The sequence below is a fragment of the Methanosaeta sp. UBA458 genome (assembly GCF_002496085.1).
In the GTDB taxonomy this organism is placed as follows: domain Archaea; phylum Halobacteriota; class Methanosarcinia; order Methanotrichales; family Methanotrichaceae; genus Methanothrix; species Methanothrix soehngenii.
On record NZ_DAIK01000064.1, the window covers coordinates 1 to 25,266 of the forward strand.

A 25,266-nucleotide genomic window follows, 5' to 3' on the forward strand; every position below is an offset into this window, starting at 1 on the left:
GCCTCGGCCATAAACATTGAGAGCCAAGCCACCAGGCCTATAACCAGAAAATATCTATTTAGTCCTTTCATATTTATCACCAAAGATTGCTCAGTCGAATGTCCATGTCATGCTGTTCGCTTGTCTTAATCTGACAACATCGCTCCGACCACGACGACATACTAACAGGTTCCTGATCGAGAGATGATTGAAGTGCGGTTTCAGTTTCAGTTAGATTATTGCTCTGAATTGCCCAGGAGCATTCCTTAAAATGTTATCTTGATGATCATTTATTAATGTTTTGCACTGAAGCGCCGGAGCCTTCGGAGAAGGCTCAATTTCTGGTTCCTCACTGTTTTGTATGGATGAGATGGAAATCTGAAGCCTAATCCAATCAAGAATGAAAATCGTTATCCTGAGGTTACCCATATGAAACAGCGAAGAGCCAGCACGATGGTTTTACGGTTTCGGCTCTCATTCTATCAACAGGGTATAGGCCATATCCCTCTTGAATCTCTTTGTATGTTCGCTCTTGTTGATTATATTTCCCTGGACATCCCTTTGGGAGATGCTGATGGTGTGAGTCTTGTCTGCACTTAGAGTGAAGCTGGCAACGCCATCAATAGACCCATCTCCCACATCGCTGCTGTAGAAGGCCCCGTCCAGATAGACGTCATATCCTTTTATCCTCTCGCTCTTTATCGTCACCATTGCCCTTCCAGTGGAAATGGTCCCTACATCCAATGGCGAGACCGAAGCGTTATCGGACTTTGCGACCAGGTCCAAGATCAGGGCATTACCAGGCTCGCTCTTCCGAGCTGCTATCATGAAGTATCGCCCCTCTTCCTCTGCCCTCAGCCTGAGGAGATGATATCCTTCAAGGAGATTGAAGCTCCAGCGATCTCGTGTGCCGCTGGCATAAGAGATCAAATAGACGTCCACTTCGCCATACTCGGGCATATAAATGATTATATCCACATCCTCTCCCTGGATGGCTTTGAGGTAGTGGCTCCACTGCAAGTCATTTCGAATCCAGAGCTGGCATGAGAATGGTAGGGAGACAAGCTCTGAGAAGTTCAAAAGATGCGATCCGATATTAAGCGAAGGAGTCTCGGCATCGCCCGGATTGAAGGCCAGAGGAGCAGATAGCTCTGTGGCCATTTTATCATCCTCCCCTGCCTCATCGCTGACCCAGGGGGCTTCTGTCCAGCTATAATTGGACTTGGGCAAGGCTTGAGCCGATGCAGCCAGGAGCAGGATCACAATCATCAGACCGATCAATTCTCTAAGGGGGATGGAGATTGGATGCAGGCGCAAGCGTCCCATGGCTTACATCGTCTCCAGGGCGGATATGCCCAGGGTCTCCAGGGTGGTTCGCAGGGCGTTTCGGGCCGCTTTAGCCAGAGCCAGCCTGGCCTCCCGAAGCTCAAAAGATGCATCCAGCACTGGGCTGTAGCGGTAGAAGAGGTTGAAGCTCTCCGCCAGCTCGCGGGCATATGTGGCCAGATGATGGGGCTTTAGCTCGCATGCTGCCCTGTCGATGACCAGATCGAACTGGGCGATCTTCTTGATCAGGGCGACCTCATAATCGCTTACCAGCAGATCAGCCTGGAACTTTTCACTCTGTTCGCCTTTGCGAAGGATGCTGCAGGCCCGGGCATGGGAGTACTGGATGAAGGGGGCTGACAGCTTCTCGAAGTCTAAGGCCTGCTTCCAGTCGAAGGTGGTGGCCTTGTCCGCGGATACCTTTACCACATCGTAGCGCACTGCACCGCTGGCTACCTGGCGGGCCACCTCCTTTAAAAACTCCGGGCTCTCATCAGGCCGGCGGGCCCTAACCTCTTCCATAGCCTGTTTTTCCACCTCATCCAATAGCTCGTCCGCGGAGATGAACTTGCCCTTGCGGGTGCTCATGGAGCCTGTAGGCAGAGAGACGAACTCGAATATCACCACCTCCGGCTCGCGGACGCCTAAAAGGCCCAAAGCCACTCGCAGCTGTCCGGAGACCAATTTATGGTCCGCTCCAAGGATATCCACAGAGCGATCGGAGTTGGCCGACTTCCAGCGGTGGTAGGCCAGGTCGCGAGTGATGTATAGCGATGTCCCATTGGCTCTTTTCAGGACCATCTTCTTCTCAAAGCCATAATCATTCAGGTCCAGCTGAAGAGATCCCTCATCCCAGGCGACAAGGCCGGTCTTCTCCAGGCTTTCTACGATCTCGGCCACGCTGCCATCCCGCACGAACTCCGACTCCCAGTGGTAGCTGTCGTGGCGGATGTTCATCCTCTGCAAGGTCTGTTCTATTCCGCCGATAGCATAACGAACGGCAGACTGGACCTTGGCGGTGACATCCGGATCGCCTGCCTCATAGAGCTGGATCACCCGGTCTGCCTCCTCCCGGATGGCGGGATTGGCCTCCATCTCCTTGTTTGCGGCGATGTAGACCCGAGCTATGGCATGATCAGCTTTGATGGAGTCGAGCTGGAAGTGATCGCAGCCCACCACCACCATCGCTTCCTGGCGGCCCATATCGTTCACATAGTACTGGGCGTCGACGGTGCAGCCCGCCCGGCGCAGTATTCTGACCAGGGTATCGCCAATCACTGAATTTCTGATATGGCCCACATGGAGCGGCCCGTCCGGATTGGCTGAGGTGTGCTCCACTATGACCTTCTCGTTCATCCTCCCCGTCCAGGCATTGTCTGCCAGGGCCTGGTTCAAGACAGCATTCAGGAACGCTCGGTTCATGAAGAAGTTGAGGTAGGGGCCGGCAAGCTCCACCTTTTCTACATAGCGGAATTCATGGGGGATCGCCTGGTGGATCTCTCCAGCTATGGCGGCCGGGCTCTTCTTGAGGACCGGTGCCAGGCGGAAGGCCACTGAAGAGGCCAGATCGGCATGGGGGGTAAGCTCAAGCCCCAGGCTGTTTATACCCGCCTCTGGCGCAAAGCCACAGCGATCGAGGGCGCTTTTCAGCAGGCCCTCGACCTCGCTCATAAAATCAAGAAACATGGAAACACCATAATTAAATCTGAGTCCTCTGAAAGGATGAATCGATATAAGGATTACGTTGCGATTTTTTTGTCTCAAACTTCACCGATCAGAGGCTCTGCCGCCTGGATCCGGGCTCTGTCCCCCGGCGCAAGGAGAGGCCTGCACCTCCTTCAACCTGATGATCCAGCACTAGACCCGCAGGAGCATTGCGGTGCTGGATGCAAGCTATGGAGGCAGCACCAGCTTCAGAGCGCCTGTCAGCTTGTGCAGTGGTCTTGGATGAGATCATCCGAATGAGAGGAAGACGGCAAATTCGCATGAACTCCGATTCCATATAAGCATTCAGGAAAGTATAATATCTTTGGCTATTTACTTTAGAATGGGATTTGTAATGAAATTCTTCGCAGTTTTTCTGGTGCTGCTGTTGTGCGCCCCAGCCCTTGCCTCGATGGAATCGAGCGGGGTTGAGGCCACCACAGCCGTGACTCTGCCTGTCGACTCTGTCACCGTTTATCCGGACGGCCTGATGGCAGTGAAGCGCATGGGAACCCTGGACACAACTGTCGGCGAGCATAAGTTCGTAATCAACATTCCTGATGCAGCCGACAAGAGCTCCGTCCTCTTGAGCGTGAGCAATGCCAGCGTACAGAGAGTGGTTTATGACTCCAATCCCGTTTACGCTCTGAACATCTCTTCCTCGGGACCGCAGGACTTTGCGCTCAGCTATCTGATGCACAGTGCAGGCTTCTGGGAGCCCAGATACGATCTGCATCTCGCCAATGATTCCGTTCTTCTGAATGCAAACGCCGTCGTCCGCAATCGTGGCGGAGAGGACCTGAAGAACGTGCGACTCAAGCTGGTGGCCGGACTGCCTCTTGCCGTCGAGCCGATATACAGGTCCGCACAAATCCAGCAGGCATATGCGGCCGAAGCAGCGTTAAACGAGGCTTTTGATCTGGCAGCTGCCCCAGAGGGCTCATCCTCAGGCGAACTGGAGACGCTCTACATCTTCGAGCTGGAGGGCAGAAAGGATCTGGCCATGGACAAGGAGATCGGATTCCCGCTCTTCCAAGAGAACGTACCTCTGGTCAGGGTCTACACCTGGAATGCCTACCTTCAGGAGGAGGGGCCTGCAGTGGAGGAGATCCGGGCCAATAACACCATGAAGAACCCCTGGCCTTCCGGGACGGCGCTGCTCTACAGAAATGACGACTATGTCTCCACCATAGACATGCCCTACACTGCATCCGGGACCAATGCCACCCTTGTCATCGGCCCGTCTGCGGATCTCAAGGTTACGAGAAAGCTGAAGGACTACAACGTCACGGAGAAGATCCGGGCCATCACGTCCAACGGACGGAATCATACCGTAAAAGAGACCACTGAGACCTGGACCTATCACCTCAAAGTCGAGAGCAATCTGGACCGTGCGGCCACTTTAGAGGCCACAGACAACCTGCCCCAGGAGGCGGAGATGATCGACGTCACCCCCAAGCCCGCCGAGACCACGGCCACCAGCCTGAAATGGCGGCTGCAGCTATTGGCGCGGCAGAAGACGGCCATCGACTACAGCTATCGAGTGGTAACGACGGAGAGCCTGGATGGTTCGTCCTAGGAATTTGGTGTAAACAATAGCTAACGGCGATTCAACCATAAAATAATCAAGAGACCATGGGATTCAAATCTCATCCACGATGAGCTCATCCCCTGTCTTGAGCCCATGGTCTTTAAATCAGTCACAGGCTCCAGTGGCCGAACCAGGATCATCTCCTGGGAAGTGATAAGCTCGGGCGGGATGTCCTTTCAAGGATTATCTTTGGGTGCCCGGCTCTCTCTGCTCATGCCCGCCATAATCGTAGTCATATCTCTCTTTATCAGAACCACTGTGAGCCTGCTGTCCGGATTCAAAGGCGGACTGGTGGATAGCCTGCTCATGAGGCTGGCGGACATGAAAAGCTCTTTCCCCGGACTCCTGCTCACCCAGGCATAATAGGCATGCTGGGGCCTAGGCTTTTTTACGCAGTGATCGCCATGAGCATATCCGGCTGGACAGGATACGACCGGATTATCCGGCGGATGACCCCATCCTTCCAGGAGACGGAGGCCCACAATATGAGATGCAGCGAAGGCCAGGCAGTCCTGGCCTTTAATGATGGCGATGAGGTGGCGATTAAAGCCTTCTGCGCTCAGGTTGAAACTGAGCATCCCACCTGTGCGAAAGAGCACCCGCATGATACCTCAAATAAAGGCAATCACTGGCGCTATATCTAATGTCTTGGGAAAGATCAAGGGCTTGAGGGATGATATCCAGCCCGGATATGCTGACAATCTCAGGCAGGTACAGGCCGATGTCCGAGCAATTAAGGAACGCTTGGGTATACAGTGAAAAGCAGCAACATCACGCCCTGCGGCAGAGCTGGCTTGACTGGATCGAGCAGGACGGGTGGGCCGGGCGAGCGCTCGTGATGCGCAGCCGCGCGGGTGCAACGGGCTGGATATTTTTATCCAGAGCAAATCGAATATAATAAATAAGGGGAACGCAGTAGACTACTTGTTGCATTTAAATGATAACAATCAGTTGTGATGGGTGGTTTCAATGAGCGAAGTAATGGCAAAGCCCGGCTTTCAGGAGCTTATCGAGTCTTTAGAGGCTCTGCCCATCGAAGATCGGGAAATGCTTGTCGAGATTATCAATAAACGCATCATTGAGCAGCGTCGAGAACGCCTGGTTGCAGATATGAAAGAATCTTTGGAAGCCTGCAGGCGAGGCGAGGTTCATACGGGTACTGTGGATGACCTCCTGAAGGATCTCGAAGAGGATTTGAGAGAGTGAGGCGGCTCATCTGGGCCAAAGCCTTCCGCCGAGCCCTCAAAAGAATTGTCAAACAGAGGCCGGATATTTTGCCGAAGGTTGAGAAGGCATTGCGCCTCCTGGCTGAGGACCCTTTTCATCCTGAGCTGCATTCTCATAAATTGAAAGGGCAATTGGAGAGGATGTGGGCCTGCAGTATAGATTACGATAATCGTATTCTCTTCATGTTCTTGAAGAATCCTGATTCAGGGGCGGATGACGTACTTCTTGTCTCGATGGGAACTCACCAAGAGGTATATTGACCATGTGACTTCGCCTCAGGCTCTGCAGTCGATTTCTTTTTAGTATCTCTGCCGCAGGATCTGCTCTTTTCTTGGCAGCGTCTCTGGCCAGCCTGGGATTCACGGGCCTGGGGCCTAGCCGCCCAGCGCAGAGTGGGGCTTGATGATCAGCGATTCCAGGGTTGATATTTTCTGCGCCTACCGGAAGATTGGTCTAAGAGATGGAAGTCATTTGAGAAAAAGCTAATACTCTTTACCACTCATTAAGAATGAGGTGTTCTTATGAAGCCCTATGCAATTATTCTAGTGCTGTTGTTATGCGTTCCTGCCTTGGCCTCGCAGGAGGCGAGCGAAGTCGAGGCCACAACCGCCATTACCCTGCCCGTGGATTCCGTCACCATCTATCCTGACGGCCTGATGGCAGTTAAAAGGACGGGACTTTTGGATGTGACCGAGGGAGCTCACAAGTTCGTGGTCAATGTTCCGGATAAGGCCGATTTCGGCTCTGTCCTTCTCTCGGTGAGCAATGCCACCACCGATAGGGTGGTCTACGAGTCAGATCCCATCTATACCCTGAACATATCGTCCGCTGGATCGCAGAGATTCGATCTGAGCTATCTCATGTATAATTCCGCTGCCTGGAAGCCCATATACGACCTGCACCTCAGCGAGGATCAGGTGCTGGTGAAGTCCAATGCCGTGGTGAGCAACCGGGGAGGAGAGGACCTGAAGAACGTGCGCCTCAAGCTGGTGGCCGGTCTCTCTCCAGAGGTGCATGCCTATCCTGCTGCACCCAGAAGCGCAGGTGCGGCAGATGCCAAAATGGCGTATGCGATGGAAGAGGTGGCATATGAAGCCGCCCCGGATCTTCCGGCCACGGGCGAATTGGAGACGCTTTATATTTTCGAGCTGGAAGGACGAAAGGACCTGGCCATGGACAAGGAGATCGGATTCCCCCTCTTTGAGAAGGAGTCACCCCTGGTGAGGATCTATACCTGGGATGCCAGCCGGCAGTCTGAGGGTCCGGCAGATGAGGAGGTCCGTATCAATAACACCCTGGAAAATCCCTGGCCCGAGGGGAAGGCCATGCTCTACCGCAATGGCGAATATGTCTCCACCATCCAGATGCCTTATACTCCTGCCGGCACCAACGCCTCCATTGTGGTGGGCACCTCTGCCGATCTGAAGCTGGAGAAAAAGCTCTCCGACTATAACAAGACCGAAGAGATCAAAGGGATAAGCACGCCTGAGGGTAACCGCACCGTCAAGGAGATCAGACAGGCCTGGACCTATCACCTTTCGATCAAGAGCAACCTGGACCGGACTGCAGATTTGGAGGTAACGGACACTGTTCCTCAGGAGGCGGTGATGATCTCAGTCTCCCCCGAGCCCGATGAGAGAACTGCCACCACCCTGAAGTGGAAGCTGGAGGTCATGCCCCGCCAGGAGATGTCAATCAACTACACCTATCAGGTGAAGACGACAGAGAGTCTGGACAGAGAATACTAAACCAGACCTCTCTCTTTTTTCTGCAAAAAAAATTGATCGGCCAGTGGACAGCAGCGTTAATCCACCTGGACCTTCTGAGCATTCACCACTACCAATTTCGGAAGATGCACCTCCAGGATGCCGTCCTTGAACATTGCCCGCACCTGCTCTGGCTTGACCTCCGCCGGCAGCTTGATCTCCCTTTTTAGGCTTATGGAATTGAGCTCCTGGCGCAGATATCGGCCCTCCCTGGGACTGGCCTTGGCGTCGACATACAGGCTGTCCTCGGTCACCCTCAGGTCGATCATATCCTTGCTGGCGCCGGGCAGGGCCACCAGAGCGATCAGCTCTACATCAGCATCTATGAGGTCAAGAGGTGCGCGGTCAAGGCTCTTCGTCTCAGATATCTCGCCCGTCACATCGCCCAGGATCTTCTTCGCCGCCTGGCTCGCCTGGCTGGACATTCTCGCCGCCTCGACTGCGGCTTTGCCGATCATGCGTTCCAGATCACTGGTGCCTGAAGAATCGGATCTCATAACTTAAAATAGCGCTCTGTTCTCATAAAACCTTTTGCATTCACTGCAATTGCGCTCCCTGGAAGCGTCCGTAGCCTGGTCCGACCGCCAGATCATCATCCCAGACCACACTGCCCCTTATGATCGTCATCCTGGGAAATATGGCCTTCATCCCCTCATAGGGGGTCCAGTCCGCCCGGCTGTGCAGTCGATCGGCCCTTATCTCCGCCACCCTCTTGGGGTCGACTATCACCAGATCGGCATCCTTTCCCACTTTAATAGCTCCTTTTCCAGCCAGGCCAAAGATCCTCGCCGGCCTGGTGGCCAGGGCATCCACCAATCGGTCCAGGCGGAGAAGATTTCTCCTCACAGCGAAAAGCATAAGCGGCAGCATGGTCTCCACCCCAGGGACCCCTGCTGGTGCCTCCCAGATGTCCTCTCCCTTCTCCTCCGGGAGATGGGGTGCATGATCCGAGGCTAAAATATCGATGCTGCCAGTCCTCAGCCCCTCCCAGAGCCGTTCGCTGTCTGCCTTACCCCGCAGGGGTGGATTCATCTTCAGCAATGATCCCTGCTTTTTATAGTCCATAACATTGAGAAGGAGATGATGAGGGGTGACCTCGCAGGTCAGTCTCGAGTTGGCATTATTATGAGCTGCACTTTTTGGCTCGGCTGCAACAGTCTCCTCTCTTGTCCATTCCTGCCTGGTCCTCTCAATCAGATTCAGTCCCTGGCCGCAGCTTATGTGGCAGATATGCAGACGGTCCGACCAGCCTGAGACCTTCTCAATGGCCTGAACCTCAGCCTCCACCGGCCGGGCGAGGGAGTGAACCTCAGGATCCTGCCGGCTGGATAGGGCCATTGCCATCTCTTTAATAATAGAGCCATCCTCAGCATGAATCGTAGCCAGCAACCCCAGTCTCTTCGTCTCGGCGAGAATCCGAACAATCTCAGGATCGCTGTGCTCATAGCAGAATATCTCCCCGATGGCCTGGGCTCCAGCCTTCTTCAACTCCTCGATTTTGCCCGGACCGCCATTGATGCAGTAGTCCACCACGGAGCTGGCTCGCGCCCGCTCCAGCTTCATCTCGAATGAGCTGCGGTCTAGGGTCCTCGGATCGGTGTTCGGCTGGTCGATGACCGTGCTGACCCCTCCCGCTGCTGAGGCTGTTGATCCGGAGAGCCAGTCCTCTTTGTAGCTTGGCCCGGGATCACGAAAGTGGACATGAGCATCGATGCATCCCGGCAGGACCAGCATTCCCTGAGCATCGATCTTCTCTGCCGCCCGGTGCGGGCCGCCCAGGGCAGCGATCCTCCCCTCTTTGATCCAGATATCGATGCTTTTCAGCCCGTTATTTGTATAGACCAAGCCGTTTGATACCGCCAGATCAAAGTTTATATCCAAACCTCCTGAGCAAGAGGCGTCTCTCTTCCACCTGTTGGTCGTTCTCAGCGCCCCTGGGCACGAAGCCGTCGATCACGCCCATGATCCCTCGTCCGAGATCGGTCTCGGCCACCACCACCTCCAGGGGGTTGGCAGTAGCGCAGAATATGCCGCAGACCTCCTGGATGGATTTGATGGCATTGAGAACGTTTATCGGAAAAGCCCCATTCATCAGCAGCACGAAGGTATGGCCACAAGCCAAACACAGAGAGTTTTTCTTTGCCGCCTCGACCAGCTCCAAGTCATTTCCCTCTGAGCGCACCAGGCAGTCGCCGCTGGCCTCAGAGAATGCTATGCCGAACTTTGCCCCGGGGGCGGTTCCTGCCATAGCCTCGTAGAGGTCCTCTGCCGTCTTTATGAAATGGCTCTGTCCCAAAACCAGATTCGATCCCTCTGGGATTTCCATCCTTACGACCTTAAGTTCCATATTCAACCCTTCGAGGATCACTATTGCCGCTGTCAGGACTTATACTTTGGTCTGAGAAGCCCGCCTATTTTCTCAGGCCCTTCTTAGGCCCATGAGATTGAACTGCCAGCTTTCTGGTCTTCCTCAGGATGAACCAGGATGTTAGATAGTATATAGCCATAAAGAGCACAGCAGAATAGACCGCCATGGCAATGGATTCTGTGAAGCTCATTCTCAACAGAAAATAAGAGTATGGAATATAAATCAGCAGCACAAAAGCCGCGGCAATGGCTGCCTGCTGAATCAGTGCATACTGCCGAAAGCGCAGGATGATCGCCGAATAGCTCAAACTGGGAAAATTCACCAAGGATCTTTCACCTCTTCCTCTTTGAGCATACCCTTACGGACCATATAAAGCCTTGTCCACCAGAGATTGGCCAGGGGGGCTAAGACGAGCAGACTCACCAGACTGGTGGCCAATGACAGCAGCTGATATGCCACCTCGTTTCCCGAGGAGATTAAGCTGCCAATCATCTGCAAGACCACGGATAGAGCCATCACCACCAGCCACAGAATCAGGACGTCGAACTTGTTGTAGCGGAAGAAATCTATTCCTGCCCTTATGGCCTGCACCGGCCCTGCGCCCTCCAGCACCAGAGCATAAGGTGCAAGGGCTAATATGACTGACAGGATTAGGGCATAGAGGATGAACAGCATAAATCCAGCCAGGATCATTCCCAGCCCCTCGAGATTGTCAAGATTTCCGGATAAGGCTAGAGTAAGCTGCCCCATACCGGGGAGGAGGAAGATGAGCCCGGCCATCGTCGCCAATCCCATGATGAGGCTCAAGAGAAACATATTCCAAAAGTGCTTCCTTCCAGCGGACCACATGGCTGCCGTTCTCGATTTGCCCTCCACAAGAGCCTGCCTGGCCATGCCTATAGCTCCGGCATTGAAGTACGATCCCACTAATGAGAGGACCACAATCATGCCCAGGAAGAGGATTAATATGGGGAGAAAATCCTGCCAGTCCATCCCGGCAAATAACCCCTCCATCACCTCAGCATCCTCCAAATCCTCCAAATGAGTCCAGTCTTCACCCAGAAATGGCATTGCAGCCAGGAACATGGCGATAAAAAATGCGGCGACGATCAGGATCGAGGCGAAACCGCTGAATATAAAGGGAACGCAAAGGTTGAGGTTCTTCTTCCAGATGCCAAAGCCTTTTCCTATCAACTTTCCAATCTCTTCCATCTCATTCCTCCTCCTGTCTTCTGTTTCATGTGGCCAAAATGCTGCAATGGCTTTATAGCTTTTCCCTCCGATTATCTCAGTCCCTGATGCAGAGCGCGGATTTGCCAGAGACGGTTTGAGTCTCTTTGCCAATGCTGCACAAAGATCATTCGATGGTCCTTTGCGTCTTCATCGTTTATCATCCCCTTTCTGACCATATAATGCTTTGTCCATAACTGGTTTATGAGAGGAGCCAAGACTGGTTGCTGCGCCGGTATCGTTCTCAATCCTACTCCTATTATTTGCACAACTCCCAGTATAAGGCATCAGATATGATCTTGAGGAAGAGAACATCGATTCTATTTTAATAAATTTTCATGGTGGGCTTCTTGTCCGTCTATCTCCTTAACTAGCTGGGGGAGAAAGATACCAATATCCGTAACGAGTCCAATTGCCTGGGCAGAACCTCTGTCCATGAGCTTAGTCACCGTGGCAGGGTTGATATCGATGCATATAGTCTTTACGAAGGATGGTAAAAGATTGCCCACCGCAATGGAGTGCAGCATTGTCCCAAGCATAATGGTCATTTCCACACCCTGCAGTGCCTTATCCATAGCATACTTGGCCTCCACCGTATTCGTTATAACCTCTGGAAGTGGGCCGTCGTCACGAATGGAGCCCGCCAGGATGCAAGGAATGCCTTTCTTGATAGCCTCGTAAATTATGCCGCCCTTGAGCTTGCCCTCGGCTATGGCGTTTTTGATGGATCCGCTGGCCATAATCTCGCTTATGGCATAGAGGTGATTTCGATGCCCTCCGGAGATGGCATTTCCCTCGCAGTTCATCCCGAGACTGGTGCCAAATAGCTGCCGCTCGATATCATGGACCGCTACGGCATTTCCAGCCAGAAGAACGTCGATGTAGCCCTCTCGAATCAGCCAGGCAAGCGAGGGCGCAGCCCCAGTATGCACTAACGCCGGACCGCAGACCACGGCGATCTTTCCGCCTGCCTTTTTAGTGCGCACGATCTCTTCAGCCAGTTGCCGCACCAGCTCGCAGCTGGGCCGCTCTGAACTGACATCATTGGACATGAATTCGAAGTACGTTTTTTGGCGTGGCCTCTCCGGCGGAACTACCTTGACCCCGGCGGTACCTATGACCACCCGATCGCCCTTCTTGATATGGCCGATGGGCGTGCAAATGGCCCTACCATCCTCCAGCACCACCAGACAGTCCATGTGGTTGTGCTCCACCTCTACCCATGTACCCTGGTAGCGCACATAGGTGGGATGATTGGTGGTCGAGTAAAATCCGCGAGGCACAACCATATCCCTTGGCGCAATCTCGGTCTTGACATCCACCATCTCCACCATCCGGGCTCCCAAGGCATGCAACTCCAGGAGTATGCGGTCCAGATGATACCCATCCTCGCCGGCGACAGTTATCTGGATATAGCTGGTGTCATTCTTCTTTAGGCCTATGCGGAAGTTCTTGATTTCGAACTCACCCCCCATATCCATGATCTTATCCAATACTTTAGCAAGCATTTGCGAATCAATGAGATGGCCATTCATCTCGATCTCAGCAAGCTCTCTCATAACCCCACCCACAATAGAATTATCCTGCAATCTCCTCTCCATCGAGCGGATAGGCGCCGTCCTCGTCATGGATCTCCCTTCCATTTAGGGGTGGATTAAATACGCATGCAAGCTTCATTGTGGTCTTCGCTCTAAGGATGTGGCGGTCGTTTTTATCAAGCACATAGATAGTCCCGGGTGCGATTCGATAGATCACGCATGCTTGTTCGACACCCCCCGGCTCACCAATTCGCACGGCATCTGCCACACCACCGTCATCTGTTCCATCCAGGACTTCCACCTCTCCTTCTCCTTCGATGCAGTAGACAGATTCGAGATGGTTTTTATACCAGATGTGGGTCTCCGTCCCCGGATAGATGGTTGTTATGTGGAAAGAGAATCCCATACAGTCCCCCTTCAGCAGGAGACGGACGCTCTCCCAGTTCTCGGCGACTACCCTCCGATCGGACCTCTCGGCGTCCTCGAGATTTCTTAATATCATGCCAGAACCTCGATATCGCTATCCATCTTTCTCGTCGCTTTAAGACGCATTTTTTCCATCACATCTCTTATGCTCTCTTCTAGTATGGACAGGCCCTTATCGAGCTCGTGGTCGCTTATCGTGAGCGGTGCCAGAAACTTGAGGACCTGGTCCTCTGCCCCAGATGTCTCTATTATCAAACCCTTCTCAAATGCGACATGGGAGATCATAGATGCAATCTCACCCGTCCTGCAATCGAGAGCCTGGACCATCCCCCGGCCACGGGCAGAGAGCGTTCCCGTATCGTCGAGGTCAACCAGCTTATCAAAGTGCTCCCTGACGAATTCACCTTTCATTCTCACTTTCCTTGAGAACGAGGCATCACTCCAGTACTCTTCAATCGCCGCTCTCGCGGTGACGAAAGCCAGGTTATTTCCCCGAAACGTTCCGTTGTGTTCGCCGGGTTTCCATTGATCAATACCTGGTTTCATCAGGACCATAGAGAAGGGTATGCCGTAACTGCTTAGCGACTTTGAGAGGATAATGATATCTGGTGAGATCTTAGCTTCCTCGAAGCTAAAGAAAGTCCCTGTCCTTCCACATCCTACCTGGATGTCGTCGATGATCAGGAGGATACCGTGCTTTCGGCAGATCCTCTCCAGAGATCTCAGCCACTCTGAAGTTGCTACATTTATTCCGCCCTCGCCTTGGATCGTCTCGACAATCACTGCCGCCGGCTGGTCAAGGCCGCTGCTTCTGTCTGTTAGCACCTTATCCAGGTACTCGGTTGTATCGACCTCTTCACCCATATAGCCATCGAAGGGCATAAATGTCGTGCCATGCAGCTGTATGCCGCATGCGTCTCTGAAATAGCTGTTTCCGGTTGCGGCGACCGATCCGAGGGTCACGCCGTGAAAGCCATTCGTAAAGGAGATGATGGTCGACCTTCCCGTGACGTTTCGAGCAATCTTCATCGCAGCCTCGACAGCGTTCGTTCCGGTCGGTCCGGTGAACTGCATCTTGTACCTCATGCCTCTTGGCTTGAGGATCAGGGAGTCGAAGGTCTCAATAAAGGCCTGCTTTGCCTCCGTCACGAGGTCGAGGCTGTGGACTATCTTGTCCGACTCTATGTATTCGAGCAGCTTCTCCTTGATAGCTGGATTGTTATGGCCATAGTTGAGGGCACCAGCACCTGCCAGGAAATCGATATACTCACGTCCTTTTTCGTCCTCGATGGTGGCTCCTTTGGCTTTGGTGAATACCACCGGGAAGCGACGGCAGTAGCTTCGAACTTCTGACTCATGATTATTCACCATGCTAATATCATTCTCATTTCCTTCTTTTTCCGCTTCCATCCTAGTATCCTTCATGATAGTGTCACCTCATCCGTTCATCTTGAACGGCCCTATATTGAACAGACATTCTGCTTCGTGATCAAAATCCCCGAAATCAGATTCAGAGAAGCAATCAGAAACATCACAATGAGCGTCTAGCTCTTGTGCAAGCCCCCTGAAGAGCCTCTTTGATGCCTCATTCGACGGCGATATCGTCGTCTCGATATATCGGCAGTCTCTCGTCGAAGGCCTATTCAATACATCAAATAGCATCCGTTTTGCGATGCCTCTATTCCTGGAATCGACATCTACAGCAATCTGCCAGATGAAGAAGACGTCCCATCGGTCCGGTGGTCGGTAGCCTGAAAGGAATGCTACGATCTCCCCTCCCTCTTCAGCGACAACGCATGTGTCAGCAAAGTCACGGCAGAGCAGGAGATAGCAGTAGGTTGAATTGATATCCAGCGGCTTGCAAGACCTGATAAGCTCAGATATCCTGGCTCCATCATTGAGCCTGGGCTTTCGAAACTTCAGCCGACCCACATCTTCGCTATCCGAAGATCCTTGATCGCTCTTCATGGATCTGGCTTCTTGCAGTCGTTTTGATAACTGCTTCATCTATTCACCTCCAGGATGGTAAATCCGGAACTATGGTTGCTGTCTACTCCCATATTTTTCAGGGTGAGCTGTACCTGCTATTGTGCATAATGCATCCGTTGCCCTCAGTGATGCTGACAGGGCCAGATGCTTCTGCAATTATCTTTGTTTAAATTGATCTGCCTTAAATGTTTGGATTTTTTCAATTTACTTGTAGTTAATGCAAATTAAATTTAGCATATTTCCTGGCAAAGATCAAAAAATTGAATCCTTTGGATGATTCTAATTAAGATGATATGAAGATAAGAATGGTAATAAGACCGGTGCCCAAAGAGGTAGCGCAGTTACTTGTGCCGATTATGCCTCCGATCTGATCTTACCCTCAAAACTCTCCTTGACGAGCGCCGAGTGGACATAGTTAATCATTGTAATGTAATCAAAGACAGGGAGTTCGATCGCCTTTTGAATCGCCCTTGCATAAGGAGGAAGACAGCTACATTCCAGCAGGATGGCACGGACATTCTGCTCCTCCTCGACCATTTCACTGGCGACAGATAATGCCTCCCTTTTAACTTTCTCCGAGTCGAGGAATCCAGTCTCCTCGATAACGGCTTTTGAGAAGTTTTCTCGGTCCTCCATACCCCTTATCACCAGACGCTCGCCTGAACTGATCCCAACAGCCTCAAGGAGGGTTTCGTCCAGGCTCTTCGAATCGGCGGTTATGATCCCCACCTTTTGGTCGCGACCAAGGATGCTGAATATAAAGGGAATCTGAAGGAGGCTTGAGAGGAAGACGGGGACATCGAGGACCGCAGCAAGACTCCTCTGATGAATGGCAAGAAATCCGCAATCTCCGGTAATGGCTCTGACACCCTGGCTGACCAGTTCTTCTGCCGCTGTGTGGAGCAGCTCAAAGGCCGTCCGATCTTTTCCAAGTGCTCTTCTCGTCGTTAGACCCTCAACCTTCTGGAATCGCACGGGAAAGCAGTAGGTGGTGGCATTGGCCACATCCCCTGGAATAAAGGGAGTGAAGCAGTCCAAAAGGAGGATGCCGATAGCTTCGCCGTAGCTGGCTTGTCCTGATCTAGCTTTATAAATCATTATTAATACCCTTGACTTTAATCATCTGCCCAGCTCCAATGTTACATGCGTCTGTTCGGGCGACCTTTGCCTCAGCCCTCCAGACCCTTCCAGATAAGGTCCCCCACGTGGTGGAGTGACTTTACCGCTTTTCCCTCCCCCTCCATCTCCGTCCCAGCGACCAGTGCCCGTCCAATGGCCAGAGGCTTCTTATGCCTCTCCTCTACTATCACCACCAGGTCTCCGGGGGCGATCTCCGGGTCAGCTGTGACTATTCCCGGCTTCATGATATCCGCCCCGTTCACCACGAACCTAACGGCGCCTGAATCCACCACCACCAGTCTCTTGCTGGGCCCCAGATCGATGGCCCCCAGAACGGTGAAGAAGGGCTCATCATCCACAATCATCATTAGAGGTCGGCCGTTCACGAAGATAAGATCAAGACCCTCGTCGCTGACCGCCCTCTCCAGGGATGCTTTGCGCAGGACAGATGAGTCATCCAGGAATGGCTCAATGCATGCTACAACCTTCCTGGCATCGCTTCCTTTGAGGTGGTGCCTGGATTTAATCTTCATATGCTGTGGATATCCCGATAGGTTTAAATATGCAACGAGCAAGTTTGGAAACCGTAGCCTTTTGCGGTTATCAATGCTGGAGAGAGGATTAATGGGTCAGAGACCGCTTGATATTCTGAATGAATCACTGAATGGGCCCGTCATAGTTAAGCTCAAGGACGGAAGAGTCTTCCGGGGAGAGCTTCAGGGTTATGATATCCACATGAACCTGGTGATGGATAAAACGGAAGAAGTAGCAGAAGGGGCGGTTGCCCGTAACATCGGTACGGTAATCGTGCGCGGAGACAATGTAGTTTATATTTCACCTTGAGGTGTTTTAGATGACAAAGGGTACTCCTTCAATGGGTAAGCGCCACAAGAGCTCGCATATAAGATGCCGGCGATGTGGTAGCATCTCGTTTAATTTCAAGAGAAAGGTTTGCGTTCAATGCGGCTTTGGCAACTCAGCAAAGCTCAGAAGCCATAAGTGGATGAGAAAAGCGGACTACTAGAGAGAGGCGAAATTTGCACGATGCCTGCGGCGTTGTAGGGATCTCATTAAATGAGACTGCCAATGGCGCAGCCAAATCCATCTATTACTCCCTCTATGCTCTGCAGCATAGGGGGCAAGAGGCTGCTGGCATCTCAGTGCATGATGGCAAATCCATTCGCACCCACCGGGCCATGGGCTTGGTCTCGGAGGTCTTCGACGATGCCCAGATCGCCCTTCTGCGCGGACATGTTGGCATCGGCCATGTCCGATATGCGACCAGCGGCCGATCCTGCATAGAGAACAGCCAACCTCTTTTAGTGAAATATAAGGACGGTGCCATAGCCACCGCCCATAATGGTAACCTGGTCAACTCCACACAGCTCAGAGAGCAGCTGGAGGAGGCAGGGGACATATTCTACTCCACCTCAGACACCGAAGTGATCGCTCACCTTTTTGTCAAAGAGCTCCTTCACTATGACCTGCCGGAAGCAGCCCGCGCCCTGATGAGAAAGATCGTGGGCTCTTATTCCCTGGTATTTCTCTGGGGGGACACTGTCCTTGCGCTACGCGATCCGCTGGGAATCAAACCCCTCTGCATCGGAGAGATCGATTCAGGGTTCATGGTGGCTTCGGAGAGCGTGGCCATAGATACACTAAACGGGAAGTTGGTAAGGGATGTCAAGCCAGGCGAGTTGATAGTGATAAGGAACGGCGAGATGAAGTCCTATCAACTGGCCCGTTCCACCCGGCCGGCTCATTGCATCTTCGAGTACATCTACTTTGCCCGGCCTGATAGCATTATGGATGGCCGCTTGATCTATGATGTGCGGGTGAACATCGGCTCCAACCTGGCTCGGGAGCATCCCGCCTGTGCGGACACCGTCACTCCCATCCCCGACTCAGGAATAACTTTGGCCGTGGGCTACCACCAGCATTCCGGCATAAGCTACCGGGAGTGCCTGATGAAAAATCGCTACATTGGCCGAACATTCATCATGCCCGATCAGAACATGAGGGAGACGGCGGTGCGCCTGAAGATGAACACCATCCGGCCGAACATCGAGGGGCATAAGCTTATCCTGGTAGACGACTCCATTGTACGCGGCACCACCAGCCGGAGGATAGTGAACATGGTCCGCAAGGCCGGAGCCCAGGAGGTGCACGTCCGCATAGGCAGCCCCCCCATCCTCGCCCCCTGCTATCTAGGAATAGACATGGCCAGCCGGGATGAGCTGATCGCCGCCCATAAGACGGTTGCAGGGGTGGAGGCGGTAATAGAAGCCGACTCACTGGGCTATGTAAGCCACGAGGGGCTGGTGGATGCAGTGGGCATACCCAAGGAGAACCTGTGCATGGGATGCCTGACCGGCCTGTACCCGGTCCCGATACCTGGAGAGAAGTGTCTGGCGGAGCAGACAAGGCTCTCGGAATATCTGGACTAGATACAAGGTATCTGGATTGGTGATCATCTTCTAGCTGAATTTCCTCTTTCGATTATTGGGAAAAAAGATCATGGCAAGAGGATGGATGGCTGCAGCAGCATCCTCTTGCATCGGATTACTTGATTCTAAATGGGTTAAATCAGCTACTCTGGCGGTTTTGGATGCTTCAGCATTGTGAAGGCTATCACTATTCCCAAAGCGGCCAGAAGGGCGACATAGGGGAATACGCCCACATAGCTTCCAGACATCTCCTTTATCGCTGCAGCCAGCTGTGGTCCTACGATGGCACCGATACCATATGCTAGGAAGACGACGCCGTAGTTCCTGGGATAGTCACAGGTGCCAAAGAAGCTTGCCGTTGCCGTGGGTGCTATGGCCAGCCAGCCTCCCAGACACATCCACAGAATGGCAAATGCCACAATGTAGATCGTGGTTGCACCAGGCACAGCCATCTGCCACATCATCAATGATGCCAGGCCGATCAGTACGAATGACACTATGGCAGCATTTCTGGGGGTGATCTTGTCCGTCAGCGTTCCAAATATAGGTCTGCCACCACCGTTGAATATGGCGAAGAATCCCACCAGCATGGAAGCCAGTCCAGATTCAATCAGGATTACCTCCTGGCCCACCGGTTTAGATATGCCTATGGCCATCAATCCTGCCACACATCCTATGAAGTAGCAGAGCCAGAGACCGTAAAATGTGGTGGACTTGAGCATCTGTTCGCGCTTGAACTCGCATGTCACTGCTGCGCCTGGTTTGGGCGCCGGAGGGTTCCAGCCCGCTGGTTTGTATCCTGCTGGCGGGAAGACCAATGGCATTGAGCAGAGGGTGATGATTATGATGAACGCAATTCCAAAGAACCGGAATGTGCTCATGACATCGAATGCCTCTATTAGGTATGTGGCGATATTGGCGGTGAAGAAAGCCGAAAAGCCGAATCCAAGCACAGTTAGGCCTACCGCGAGACCTCTTTTATCGGGGAACCATCTGGCTGATACTGCAACCGGACAGCCGTAGGCAATTCCCACCCCAAGGCCTCCGACGATGCCGTAAGTGGGGATGAGCATAGAGGTTGAGCTGGACATGGATGCCAGCAACCAGCCCAATCCGCATATGATTCCACCCAGCATAGCCATCTTGCGAGGCCCGTATTTTTCGATATACTTTCCGGAAAAGACCATGGCAACAGAGAATACAAACAGGAAGATTGAAAACGGCAATAGTACTTCGCTCGCTGATACAGTCTGACCCATTGCCGCGAAGTGAGCAGTCAGAGGATTGACGAAGACAGACCATGAATAAACGCTACCAAGGCATAACATGATTATGGTGCCTAGAATTACAAACAACCACCGCCCGCCGGGCGGGTCCTTCTGAACCATAATTTAATTCACCTCACTGAATACATCTAAATATCAATAATCATCAAACAATACTTTGAATGAATGTAATCATTGCAAATTTGTATATCACTTTGCACTCGTCCTCTTGCTTACCTCCTTATCCCCCTCATCACCCTCGAAGGATTATTCAATGGCTTTGAATCTATTTTGCCCCCCCCTATATTTAAAATTAGCGGCAATTGTCTGGATTATAGATTATAATATTGCACATATCGCAAAAATGGACAGCACTATTGACAATCGGATTCGATATGTATTCTAATGATCAGAATATGACGCACCTTCAGGAGACACTATATTAATCAATATCTACGATGACATATAGCTCCTTTTGCAATCGTCGTTAATGGCAATCTCTTTTAAGGTGAATGGTGAATATGCGAAAAGGTGGTAAATATGCTCAAGGCCAATTGCAGAACCTCATGGAATAGCACTGAGATCATGCCCCAGATACATTCCTCGTCCTATGTGGATGAGTCGGCGACGATCATAGGCGATGTGCGCGTCGGCAAAGATGTCTATATCGCTCCATCCGTATCCCTGCGGGCGGATGAAGCCAGCCCCATAATCATTGGTGATGAATGCAACATCCAGGATAGCGCCGTCTTTCACGGCCTCAAGGGAAGCTCCATCGAGCTGGGAGAGAATGTCTCCGTCGCCCATGGAGCGGTCATTCATGGGCCCATCAAGATGGGAGACGAGTGTTTTGTGGGCTTCAACTCCGTGGTTCACGCCTCAACCCTGGGAAAGAAATGCTTTGTCGGCCACCTGGCAGCAGTCATAGGCGTCACACTGGCGGAGGGCAGTTTTGTGCCCCACGGTAAAGTCGTCGATACTCAGGAGAAGGCGGATGCTCTTGGCCGCGTGCCGGAGAGCCTCAAGGACTTCAATGAGGAGGTGGTGGAGGTAAACTGCGAGTTCGCCAAAAGCTATGGCATTCGGAGGAAGTCCTGCGTGGGGCAGTGAGTTCCCCCTGAAAACCCAGAACTTTTTTTGCTTTATCATCCGGACAATAAATATATACATCCCTAGCTTAAGTCCCCATCAGAATTTAGGTGATTTATAATGGCCAAGATCAAAGCAGGCGTCTTAGGTGCCACCGGTGCCGTTGGACAGCGTTTCATAGAAGGACTGAAGAGCCATCCCTGGTTTGAGCTCACCAGCCTTGCCGCATCGGAGAGGAGCGCGGGCAAGAAGTACCGCGAGGCGGCAAAATGGCGTCTGGAGAGCGAGCTTCCCGATGACATAGCAGAGATGACGGTGGTCAATGTCGACCCGAGAGAGGTGGATGCCGATATAGTCTTCTCCGCTCTTCCCGCTGCCGATGCCATGTCCGTCGAGCCTGCCTTTGCTGCTGCTGGCTGTGCTGTGGCCAGCAATACCAGCTCATATCGCATGGTGGAGGATGTCCCCCTTCTCATACCGGAGTGCAACCACGAACATCTGGACATAATAAAGGTGCAAAGGGAGAAGAGGGGCTGGGAGGGATTCCTCACCACCAATCCCAACTGCACAACCATCATGTTCACCCTTCCTCTCAAGCCCCTGATGAAGTTCGGGATAGAGAGCGTGCATATGGCCTCCATGCAGGCGGTGAGCGGAGCAGGCTATGAGGGAGTGCCATCCATGGCGATACTGGGAAATGTCATTCCCTATATCGGCGGGGAGGAGGAGAAGTGTGAGACCGAGCCTCAGAAGATCCTGGGCCATTTTGACGGGGAGAGGATCATCAACGCCAACTTCTCCATAAGCGCAAGCTGCCATCGGGTTCCGGTGATGGACGGCCATACCGAGGCCCTCTGGGTGAAGATGAGAGATAACCCCACCCCAGAAGAGGTGAGACAGGCCATGCTGGACTTCGATCCGGGCCTCGATGATCTGCCCACATCGCCCAAGAAGGCGCTCATCGTCAAGGATGAGCCCGACCGGCCCCAGCCCAGGCTGGACCGCATGCGGGGCAACGGGATGTCCGTCTCCGTGGGCCGGATCCGCTCAGGAATCAGGTTCATCTGCATGGGCCACAATACCGTGCGCGGAGCAGCAGGGGCGAGCATACTCAATGCCGAGCTTCTGGTAAAGAAAGGACTGCTCTAAATTGGCGGCATTTGAAAAGCAGTATGCTCTGATCGAAACATGTTGATAATAGCCTGGGAGTTGACGGCCGCCTGCAATTTATCCTGTCGGTATTGCCGCGCTTCTGCCTCTCATGAGCCGGACCAGGGCGAGCTGGACACAGATGAGGCCAAAAGGTTCGTAGAGAGCATTGCTCCCCTGAAGCCGATGCTCATCCTCAGCGGGGGAGAGCCTCTGCTGCGGCCCGACCTATTTCAAATCATCAGGCTTGCCGTATCTCTTGGCATCCGGGTCTCATTGGCCAGCAACGGAACCCTGATAACCTCGGGGCTGGCAGAGGAGATTGCCGACTCCGGGGTATCACGGGTGAGCATTAGCCTGGATGGAGCGGACGCAGCAATGCACGACCATGGCCGGGGCCAGGGGAGCTTCGAGCGGTCGATTAAGGGAATAGAAAATCTCCGCGGCCGGGTCGACTTCCAGATCAACTTCACAGTCACCCAGAAGAACCAATCCGAGCTCATCCGGATCTTCGACTTGGCGGAGAAGCTGGGTGCAGCAGCGCTTCACATCTTCTTTCTGGTACCTACGGGCAGGGGAAGGGAGGAGGACGTCATCACTCCCGTGCGGCAGGAGGAGATGCTCCGCCAGATCGAGGGAGAGATGGATCGAAGGACATTGGAGGTGCAGGTCACCTGCGCTCCCCAGTACGCCCGCTTGAAGAAGCCGGGTCATGGAAGAGGAAGCGGAGGATGTCTTGCCGGAAGGAGGTTTGTATTCGTATCCCGCAAGGGTGAGGTCTATCCCTGCGGCTATCTTCCTCTCCGGGTCGGAAGCGTCAGGGAAAAGAATTTTATAGAGATATGGGAGAACTCTCCCGAGCTTCAAGCCCTGCGTGAGGGAAGGCTGAAGGGAAAATGCGGCCGGTGCGAATTTTCCCGAAGCTGCGGCGGCTGCCGGGCCCGGGCCTATGCCCTGACTGGGGATTATCTGCAGTCCGATCCTTCATGCCGCCTGGAGGCATAAGGATGGATGAGATCGATCTTCGGCTGCTTTCCCTGGTTCAGGTGGGATTCCCTCTGACTCCCAAACCCTTCGAGGATCTGGGAGGACTCTTAAGCCTTGAGGAGAAGGAGGTCATTGAAAGGCTGGACGGTCTGCAAAAAGAGGGGCTAGTGAGGAGGATCGGCCCCATCCTCGACCTGCGCAGGCTGGGACGGAGCGGAATTCTGGCCGCTCTTCAGGTCTCCCCAGAAGAAGCGGATGGTTTGGCTGAGTTCGTTAATCAGTACCAAGAAGTCTCTCATAACTACCTCCGGCCAAATGAGAGCGGCTACAATATGTGGTTTACCGTCTCAGCAACTGAGGAGCGCATTCAAGAGGTGCTGGAGGAGATCAGAAAAAGCACCGGGCGAAGGATGCTTGTTCTCCCCACGGGCAGGATATTTAAGATCGGAGTCAAATTCGATATAATGTGTGAAGAGGAGGAATAATGACAAAGCCAATACTGATGGACTTTTATGCAGACTGGTGCGGGCCGTGCAAGCAGCAGGGTCCCATCTTCGAGGCATTGGCCGAGAAGATGAAGGATGTGGCTGATTTCAAGAAGATCAATGTTGACCGGGAGGGAGACCTGGCCATGGAGAAGGGCATATTTGTGGTGCCCACATTGATACTGGAGAGAGATGGCGTAGAGATCAATAGATGGATGGGGCTCGCCTCTGAGAAGGAGCTGGCCGATGCCATCAACAAGTCCTTAGAGTAATATAAGATGCTGGACGGCTCTTCGCTGAATTATGTGGGTGAGGTCTGGCAGAGAATATAGCTTCTGTTCCTCTGCGTCTCTGTGGTTGGGTCAGTGCACCACGGTTCGCCACAGAGGCACAGAGAATCTCCAATTCAAATTTACCCATGCCAAATAGCGAGGAGCCTGCTAGATTTAGGAGACCTTCCCAGGGTCCCAGCTTAATTAGCATCGATATTATTTGAAAAAAGCGACATCTTCTAAGCTTAGGGAAGAGGAGGGACAAAGAGGATGCAGGAAGGCGGCAAATCGAAGGGCGGAATTGAGCCAGTCAGAAGGATCAACAGCCGCGGCAGCTGTGCGCCCCACCTCGCCATTCGCTTCGATTCCCATCTATTCTCCATAGATACCAGCCGCGCTCCCAAGGCCTGCACCCAGCCGGATGCCTATCTCATCACCCATGCCCATAGCGATCACTATGGCAAGTCGGCCATGAACTCGCCAAGAGCGGTGGCTTCCGTCCAAACGGCCCGCGCTCTGGAGATTCGTTATGGCCGGGAGTACATGGGCCGAACCTTTGAGGTGGGCGAGAGCATCATGGTGGATGAGGTCAGGATTAACACCCATCCCACCGGCCACACCATAGGCTCCTCTGCCTTCTCCTGGCAGACGGAGACCGGGGAGAGGGTGCTGGTCACAGGGGATGTTAAGGACTACCATCACCTTCCTCGCTGCGACTATCTGGTCACCGAGGCCAACTATGGCGATCCCTATGATCCCTCCTGTATCTTCGAGGATGATCTGGCCGGGTTTTATGAGGCTTTGGAGGAGGGGGCGAGCTTCGGGGCCTATGCCTTCGGCAAAGCCCAGAGAGCAGTGGCTCTGATGAGGGCCATGGGCTACAAGGATGAGATCGGCATGGACGAGAAGTGCCTGGCCCTGACACGGGAATTGATGAAAGAGGTGGCAGGACCCCTGACCCCGATTAACGGTAGCGGCTTTAATGTGGTCACTCCCTGGAGCCTTTATCAGGTGCCGGGAAGAAATAAGTACTTTTTAACCGGGCGAAGGGATAGTCATTACCCCACCATCCAGCTCAGCGACCATCTGGACTTTCGGGGACTGATGAGGATGATAGAGCATATATCGCCCCGAAAGCTCCTGGTCTACCATCCGGCCAGCGAGAGGGCAAGCCTTTTGGCTCACTATCTGCAGCAATGCGGCATGGATACGACCTGTCTTGATCTGATCGAGGAGTATGTAAGGTGAGATCATAGATATGAAAAGAATTAAAGCAAGCTACTTATCCAATTTTCCCGATCATATATAC

General features: G+C 53.0%; 29 protein-coding genes. 15 read left to right on the forward strand and 14 right to left on the reverse strand.

Translation table 11 applies throughout. The features are described 5' to 3' along the window. Window positions 1-453: 453 nt before the first annotated feature. Both BP822_RS04285 and argS read right to left on the reverse strand, forming a co-directional pair. Window positions 454-1,305, reverse strand: a complete 852-nt coding sequence (locus tag BP822_RS04285) for a hypothetical protein (RefSeq protein ID WP_286877799.1) — start codon at window positions 1,303-1,305, stop codon at window positions 454-456. A 3-nt stretch (window positions 1,306-1,308) separates the two neighbouring features. Beyond that, window positions 1,309-2,991 (reverse strand): arginine--tRNA ligase, encoded by a 1,683-nt coding sequence (gene argS / locus BP822_RS04290; protein ID WP_349681843.1) that lies wholly within the window; start codon window positions 2,989-2,991, stop codon window positions 1,309-1,311. A 373-nt stretch (window positions 2,992-3,364) separates the two neighbouring features. Between argS and BP822_RS04295 the strand changes: the two genes are divergently transcribed. From BP822_RS04295 to BP822_RS04315, 6 genes are all read left to right on the forward strand, one after another. Further along, window positions 3,365-4,588: a DUF4139 domain-containing protein gene (locus BP822_RS04295; RefSeq protein ID WP_286877801.1), complete on the forward strand. Its 1,224-nt coding sequence runs from the start codon at window positions 3,365-3,367 to the stop codon at window positions 4,586-4,588. A gap of 105 nt (window positions 4,589-4,693) precedes the next feature. Then, window positions 4,694-4,963, forward strand: coding sequence for a hypothetical protein (locus BP822_RS04300; protein WP_013718954.1), 270 nt, complete (start codon window positions 4,694-4,696; stop codon window positions 4,961-4,963). Window positions 4,964-4,968: 5 nt separating this feature from the next. Further along, window positions 4,969-5,244, forward strand: coding sequence for a hypothetical protein (locus tag BP822_RS04305; protein WP_013718955.1), 276 nt, complete (start codon window positions 4,969-4,971; stop codon window positions 5,242-5,244). A gap of 325 nt (window positions 5,245-5,569) precedes the next feature. Further along, window positions 5,570-5,806 (forward strand): hypothetical protein, encoded by a 237-nt coding sequence (locus BP822_RS04310; protein ID WP_286877802.1) that lies wholly within the window; start codon window positions 5,570-5,572, stop codon window positions 5,804-5,806. Continuing rightward, on the forward strand, window positions 5,803-6,087 hold the full coding sequence (locus BP822_RS12880) for a type II toxin-antitoxin system YafQ family toxin (protein ID WP_013718958.1): 285 nt from the start codon (window positions 5,803-5,805) through the stop codon (window positions 6,085-6,087). The genes BP822_RS04310 and BP822_RS12880 overlap by 4 nt, the downstream gene beginning before the upstream one ends. Before the next feature lie 261 nt (window positions 6,088-6,348). Next, on the forward strand, window positions 6,349-7,575 hold the full coding sequence (locus tag BP822_RS04315; RefSeq protein WP_273277933.1) for a DUF4139 domain-containing protein: 1,227 nt from the start codon (window positions 6,349-6,351) through the stop codon (window positions 7,573-7,575). 56 nt (window positions 7,576-7,631) lie between these two features. On the opposite strand, the gene BP822_RS04320 is transcribed toward BP822_RS04315, so the two are convergent. The 11 genes from BP822_RS04320 to BP822_RS04370 form a co-directional block, all read right to left on the reverse strand. After that, a complete protein-coding gene (locus BP822_RS04320; RefSeq protein WP_048131933.1) occupies window positions 7,632-8,090 on the reverse strand; it encodes an Hsp20/alpha crystallin family protein in 459 nt (152 codons plus the stop codon). Between the two features lie 40 nt (window positions 8,091-8,130). After that, window positions 8,131-9,474, reverse strand: coding sequence for a dihydroorotase (locus BP822_RS04325; protein WP_286877803.1), 1,344 nt, complete (start codon window positions 9,472-9,474; stop codon window positions 8,131-8,133). Further along, window positions 9,458-9,940 carry an adenosine-specific kinase gene (locus tag BP822_RS04330; RefSeq protein WP_273271233.1) on the reverse strand — a complete coding sequence of 161 codons (483 nt, stop codon included), beginning with the start codon at window positions 9,938-9,940 and terminating at the stop codon, window positions 9,458-9,460. The genes BP822_RS04325 and BP822_RS04330 overlap by 17 nt, the downstream gene beginning before the upstream one ends. Before the next feature lie 64 nt (window positions 9,941-10,004). Continuing rightward, window positions 10,005-10,283 carry a hypothetical protein gene (locus BP822_RS04335; protein ID WP_276619922.1) on the reverse strand — a complete coding sequence of 93 codons (279 nt, stop codon included), beginning with the start codon at window positions 10,281-10,283 and terminating at the stop codon, window positions 10,005-10,007. Further along, window positions 10,280-11,173 (reverse strand): hypothetical protein, encoded by an 894-nt coding sequence (locus BP822_RS04340; RefSeq protein ID WP_286877805.1) that lies wholly within the window; start codon window positions 11,171-11,173, stop codon window positions 10,280-10,282. Before BP822_RS04340 ends, BP822_RS04335 begins: the two co-directional genes overlap by 4 nt. 338 nt (window positions 11,174-11,511) lie before the next feature. Next, the gene (locus tag BP822_RS04345; protein ID WP_048131935.1) at window positions 11,512-12,750 is read right to left on the reverse strand and encodes a TIGR00300 family protein; all 1,239 of its coding nucleotides are present in this window, start codon (window positions 12,748-12,750) and stop codon (window positions 11,512-11,514) included. Between the two features lie 19 nt (window positions 12,751-12,769). Beyond that, the gene (locus BP822_RS04350) at window positions 12,770-13,231 is read right to left on the reverse strand and encodes an ectoine synthase (RefSeq protein WP_013718966.1); all 462 of its coding nucleotides are present in this window, start codon (window positions 13,229-13,231) and stop codon (window positions 12,770-12,772) included. Next, on the reverse strand, window positions 13,228-14,580 hold the full coding sequence (ectB, locus tag BP822_RS04355; protein ID WP_013718967.1) for a diaminobutyrate--2-oxoglutarate transaminase: 1,353 nt from the start codon (window positions 14,578-14,580) through the stop codon (window positions 13,228-13,230). The genes BP822_RS04350 and ectB overlap by 4 nt, the downstream gene beginning before the upstream one ends. 12 nt (window positions 14,581-14,592) lie before the next feature. Further along, window positions 14,593-15,162 (reverse strand): diaminobutyrate acetyltransferase, encoded by a 570-nt coding sequence (gene ectA, locus BP822_RS04360; RefSeq protein ID WP_273277936.1) that lies wholly within the window; start codon window positions 15,160-15,162, stop codon window positions 14,593-14,595. 336 nt (window positions 15,163-15,498) lie between these two features. After that, window positions 15,499-16,242 (reverse strand): aspartate/glutamate racemase family protein, encoded by a 744-nt coding sequence (locus BP822_RS04365; protein ID WP_273270961.1) that lies wholly within the window; start codon window positions 16,240-16,242, stop codon window positions 15,499-15,501. 71 nt (window positions 16,243-16,313) lie between these two features. Then, on the reverse strand, window positions 16,314-16,796 hold the full coding sequence (locus BP822_RS04370) for an RNA-binding protein (protein ID WP_276619920.1): 483 nt from the start codon (window positions 16,794-16,796) through the stop codon (window positions 16,314-16,316). Between the two features lie 91 nt (window positions 16,797-16,887). On the opposite strand from BP822_RS04370, the gene BP822_RS04375 reads away from it, so the two are divergent. The 3 genes from BP822_RS04375 to purF are packed head-to-tail and all read left to right on the forward strand — an operon-like array spanning window position 16,888 to window position 18,710. Then, window positions 16,888-17,106, forward strand: a complete 219-nt coding sequence (locus BP822_RS04375; protein WP_048131937.1) for an LSM domain-containing protein — start codon at window positions 16,888-16,890, stop codon at window positions 17,104-17,106. Window positions 17,107-17,116: 10 nt separating this feature from the next. Beyond that, entirely contained in the window at window positions 17,117-17,287 is a 171-nt protein-coding gene (locus BP822_RS04380) for a 50S ribosomal protein L37e (RefSeq protein ID WP_013718972.1), read from the forward strand. 13 nt (window positions 17,288-17,300) lie between these two features. Beyond that, window positions 17,301-18,710: an amidophosphoribosyltransferase gene (gene purF / locus BP822_RS04385; RefSeq protein ID WP_013718973.1), complete on the forward strand. Its 1,410-nt coding sequence runs from the start codon at window positions 17,301-17,303 to the stop codon at window positions 18,708-18,710. 143 nt (window positions 18,711-18,853) lie between these two features. On the opposite strand, the gene BP822_RS04390 is transcribed toward purF, so the two are convergent. Beyond that, complete coding sequence (locus tag BP822_RS04390; protein ID WP_013718974.1) at window positions 18,854-20,098, reverse strand: L-lactate MFS transporter; 1,245 nt, start codon at window positions 20,096-20,098, stop codon at window positions 18,854-18,856. A 417-nt stretch (window positions 20,099-20,515) separates the two neighbouring features. Between BP822_RS04390 and BP822_RS04395 the strand changes: the two genes are divergently transcribed. The 6 genes from BP822_RS04395 (at window position 20,516) to BP822_RS04420 (ending at window position 25,205) form a co-directional block, all read left to right on the forward strand. After that, the gene (locus BP822_RS04395) at window positions 20,516-21,085 is read left to right on the forward strand and encodes a DapH/DapD/GlmU-related protein (RefSeq protein ID WP_273277937.1); all 570 of its coding nucleotides are present in this window, start codon (window positions 20,516-20,518) and stop codon (window positions 21,083-21,085) included. Window positions 21,086-21,184: 99 nt separating this feature from the next. Next, complete coding sequence (gene asd / locus BP822_RS04400) at window positions 21,185-22,213, forward strand: aspartate-semialdehyde dehydrogenase (protein WP_013718976.1); 1,029 nt, start codon at window positions 21,185-21,187, stop codon at window positions 22,211-22,213. A 39-nt stretch (window positions 22,214-22,252) separates the two neighbouring features. Then, a complete protein-coding gene (locus BP822_RS04405; protein ID WP_013718977.1) occupies window positions 22,253-23,218 on the forward strand; it encodes a radical SAM/SPASM domain-containing protein in 966 nt (321 codons plus the stop codon). A gap of 2 nt (window positions 23,219-23,220) precedes the next feature. Next, on the forward strand, window positions 23,221-23,685 hold the full coding sequence (locus BP822_RS04410; RefSeq protein ID WP_013718978.1) for an Lrp/AsnC family transcriptional regulator: 465 nt from the start codon (window positions 23,221-23,223) through the stop codon (window positions 23,683-23,685). Next, on the forward strand, window positions 23,685-23,957 hold the full coding sequence (locus tag BP822_RS04415) for a thioredoxin family protein (protein ID WP_013718979.1): 273 nt from the start codon (window positions 23,685-23,687) through the stop codon (window positions 23,955-23,957). The genes BP822_RS04410 and BP822_RS04415 overlap by 1 nt, the downstream gene beginning before the upstream one ends. Window positions 23,958-24,227: 270 nt before the next feature. Continuing rightward, on the forward strand, window positions 24,228-25,205 hold the full coding sequence (locus BP822_RS04420; protein WP_273270958.1) for an MBL fold metallo-hydrolase: 978 nt from the start codon (window positions 24,228-24,230) through the stop codon (window positions 25,203-25,205). Window positions 25,206-25,266 lie beyond the last annotated feature (61 nt).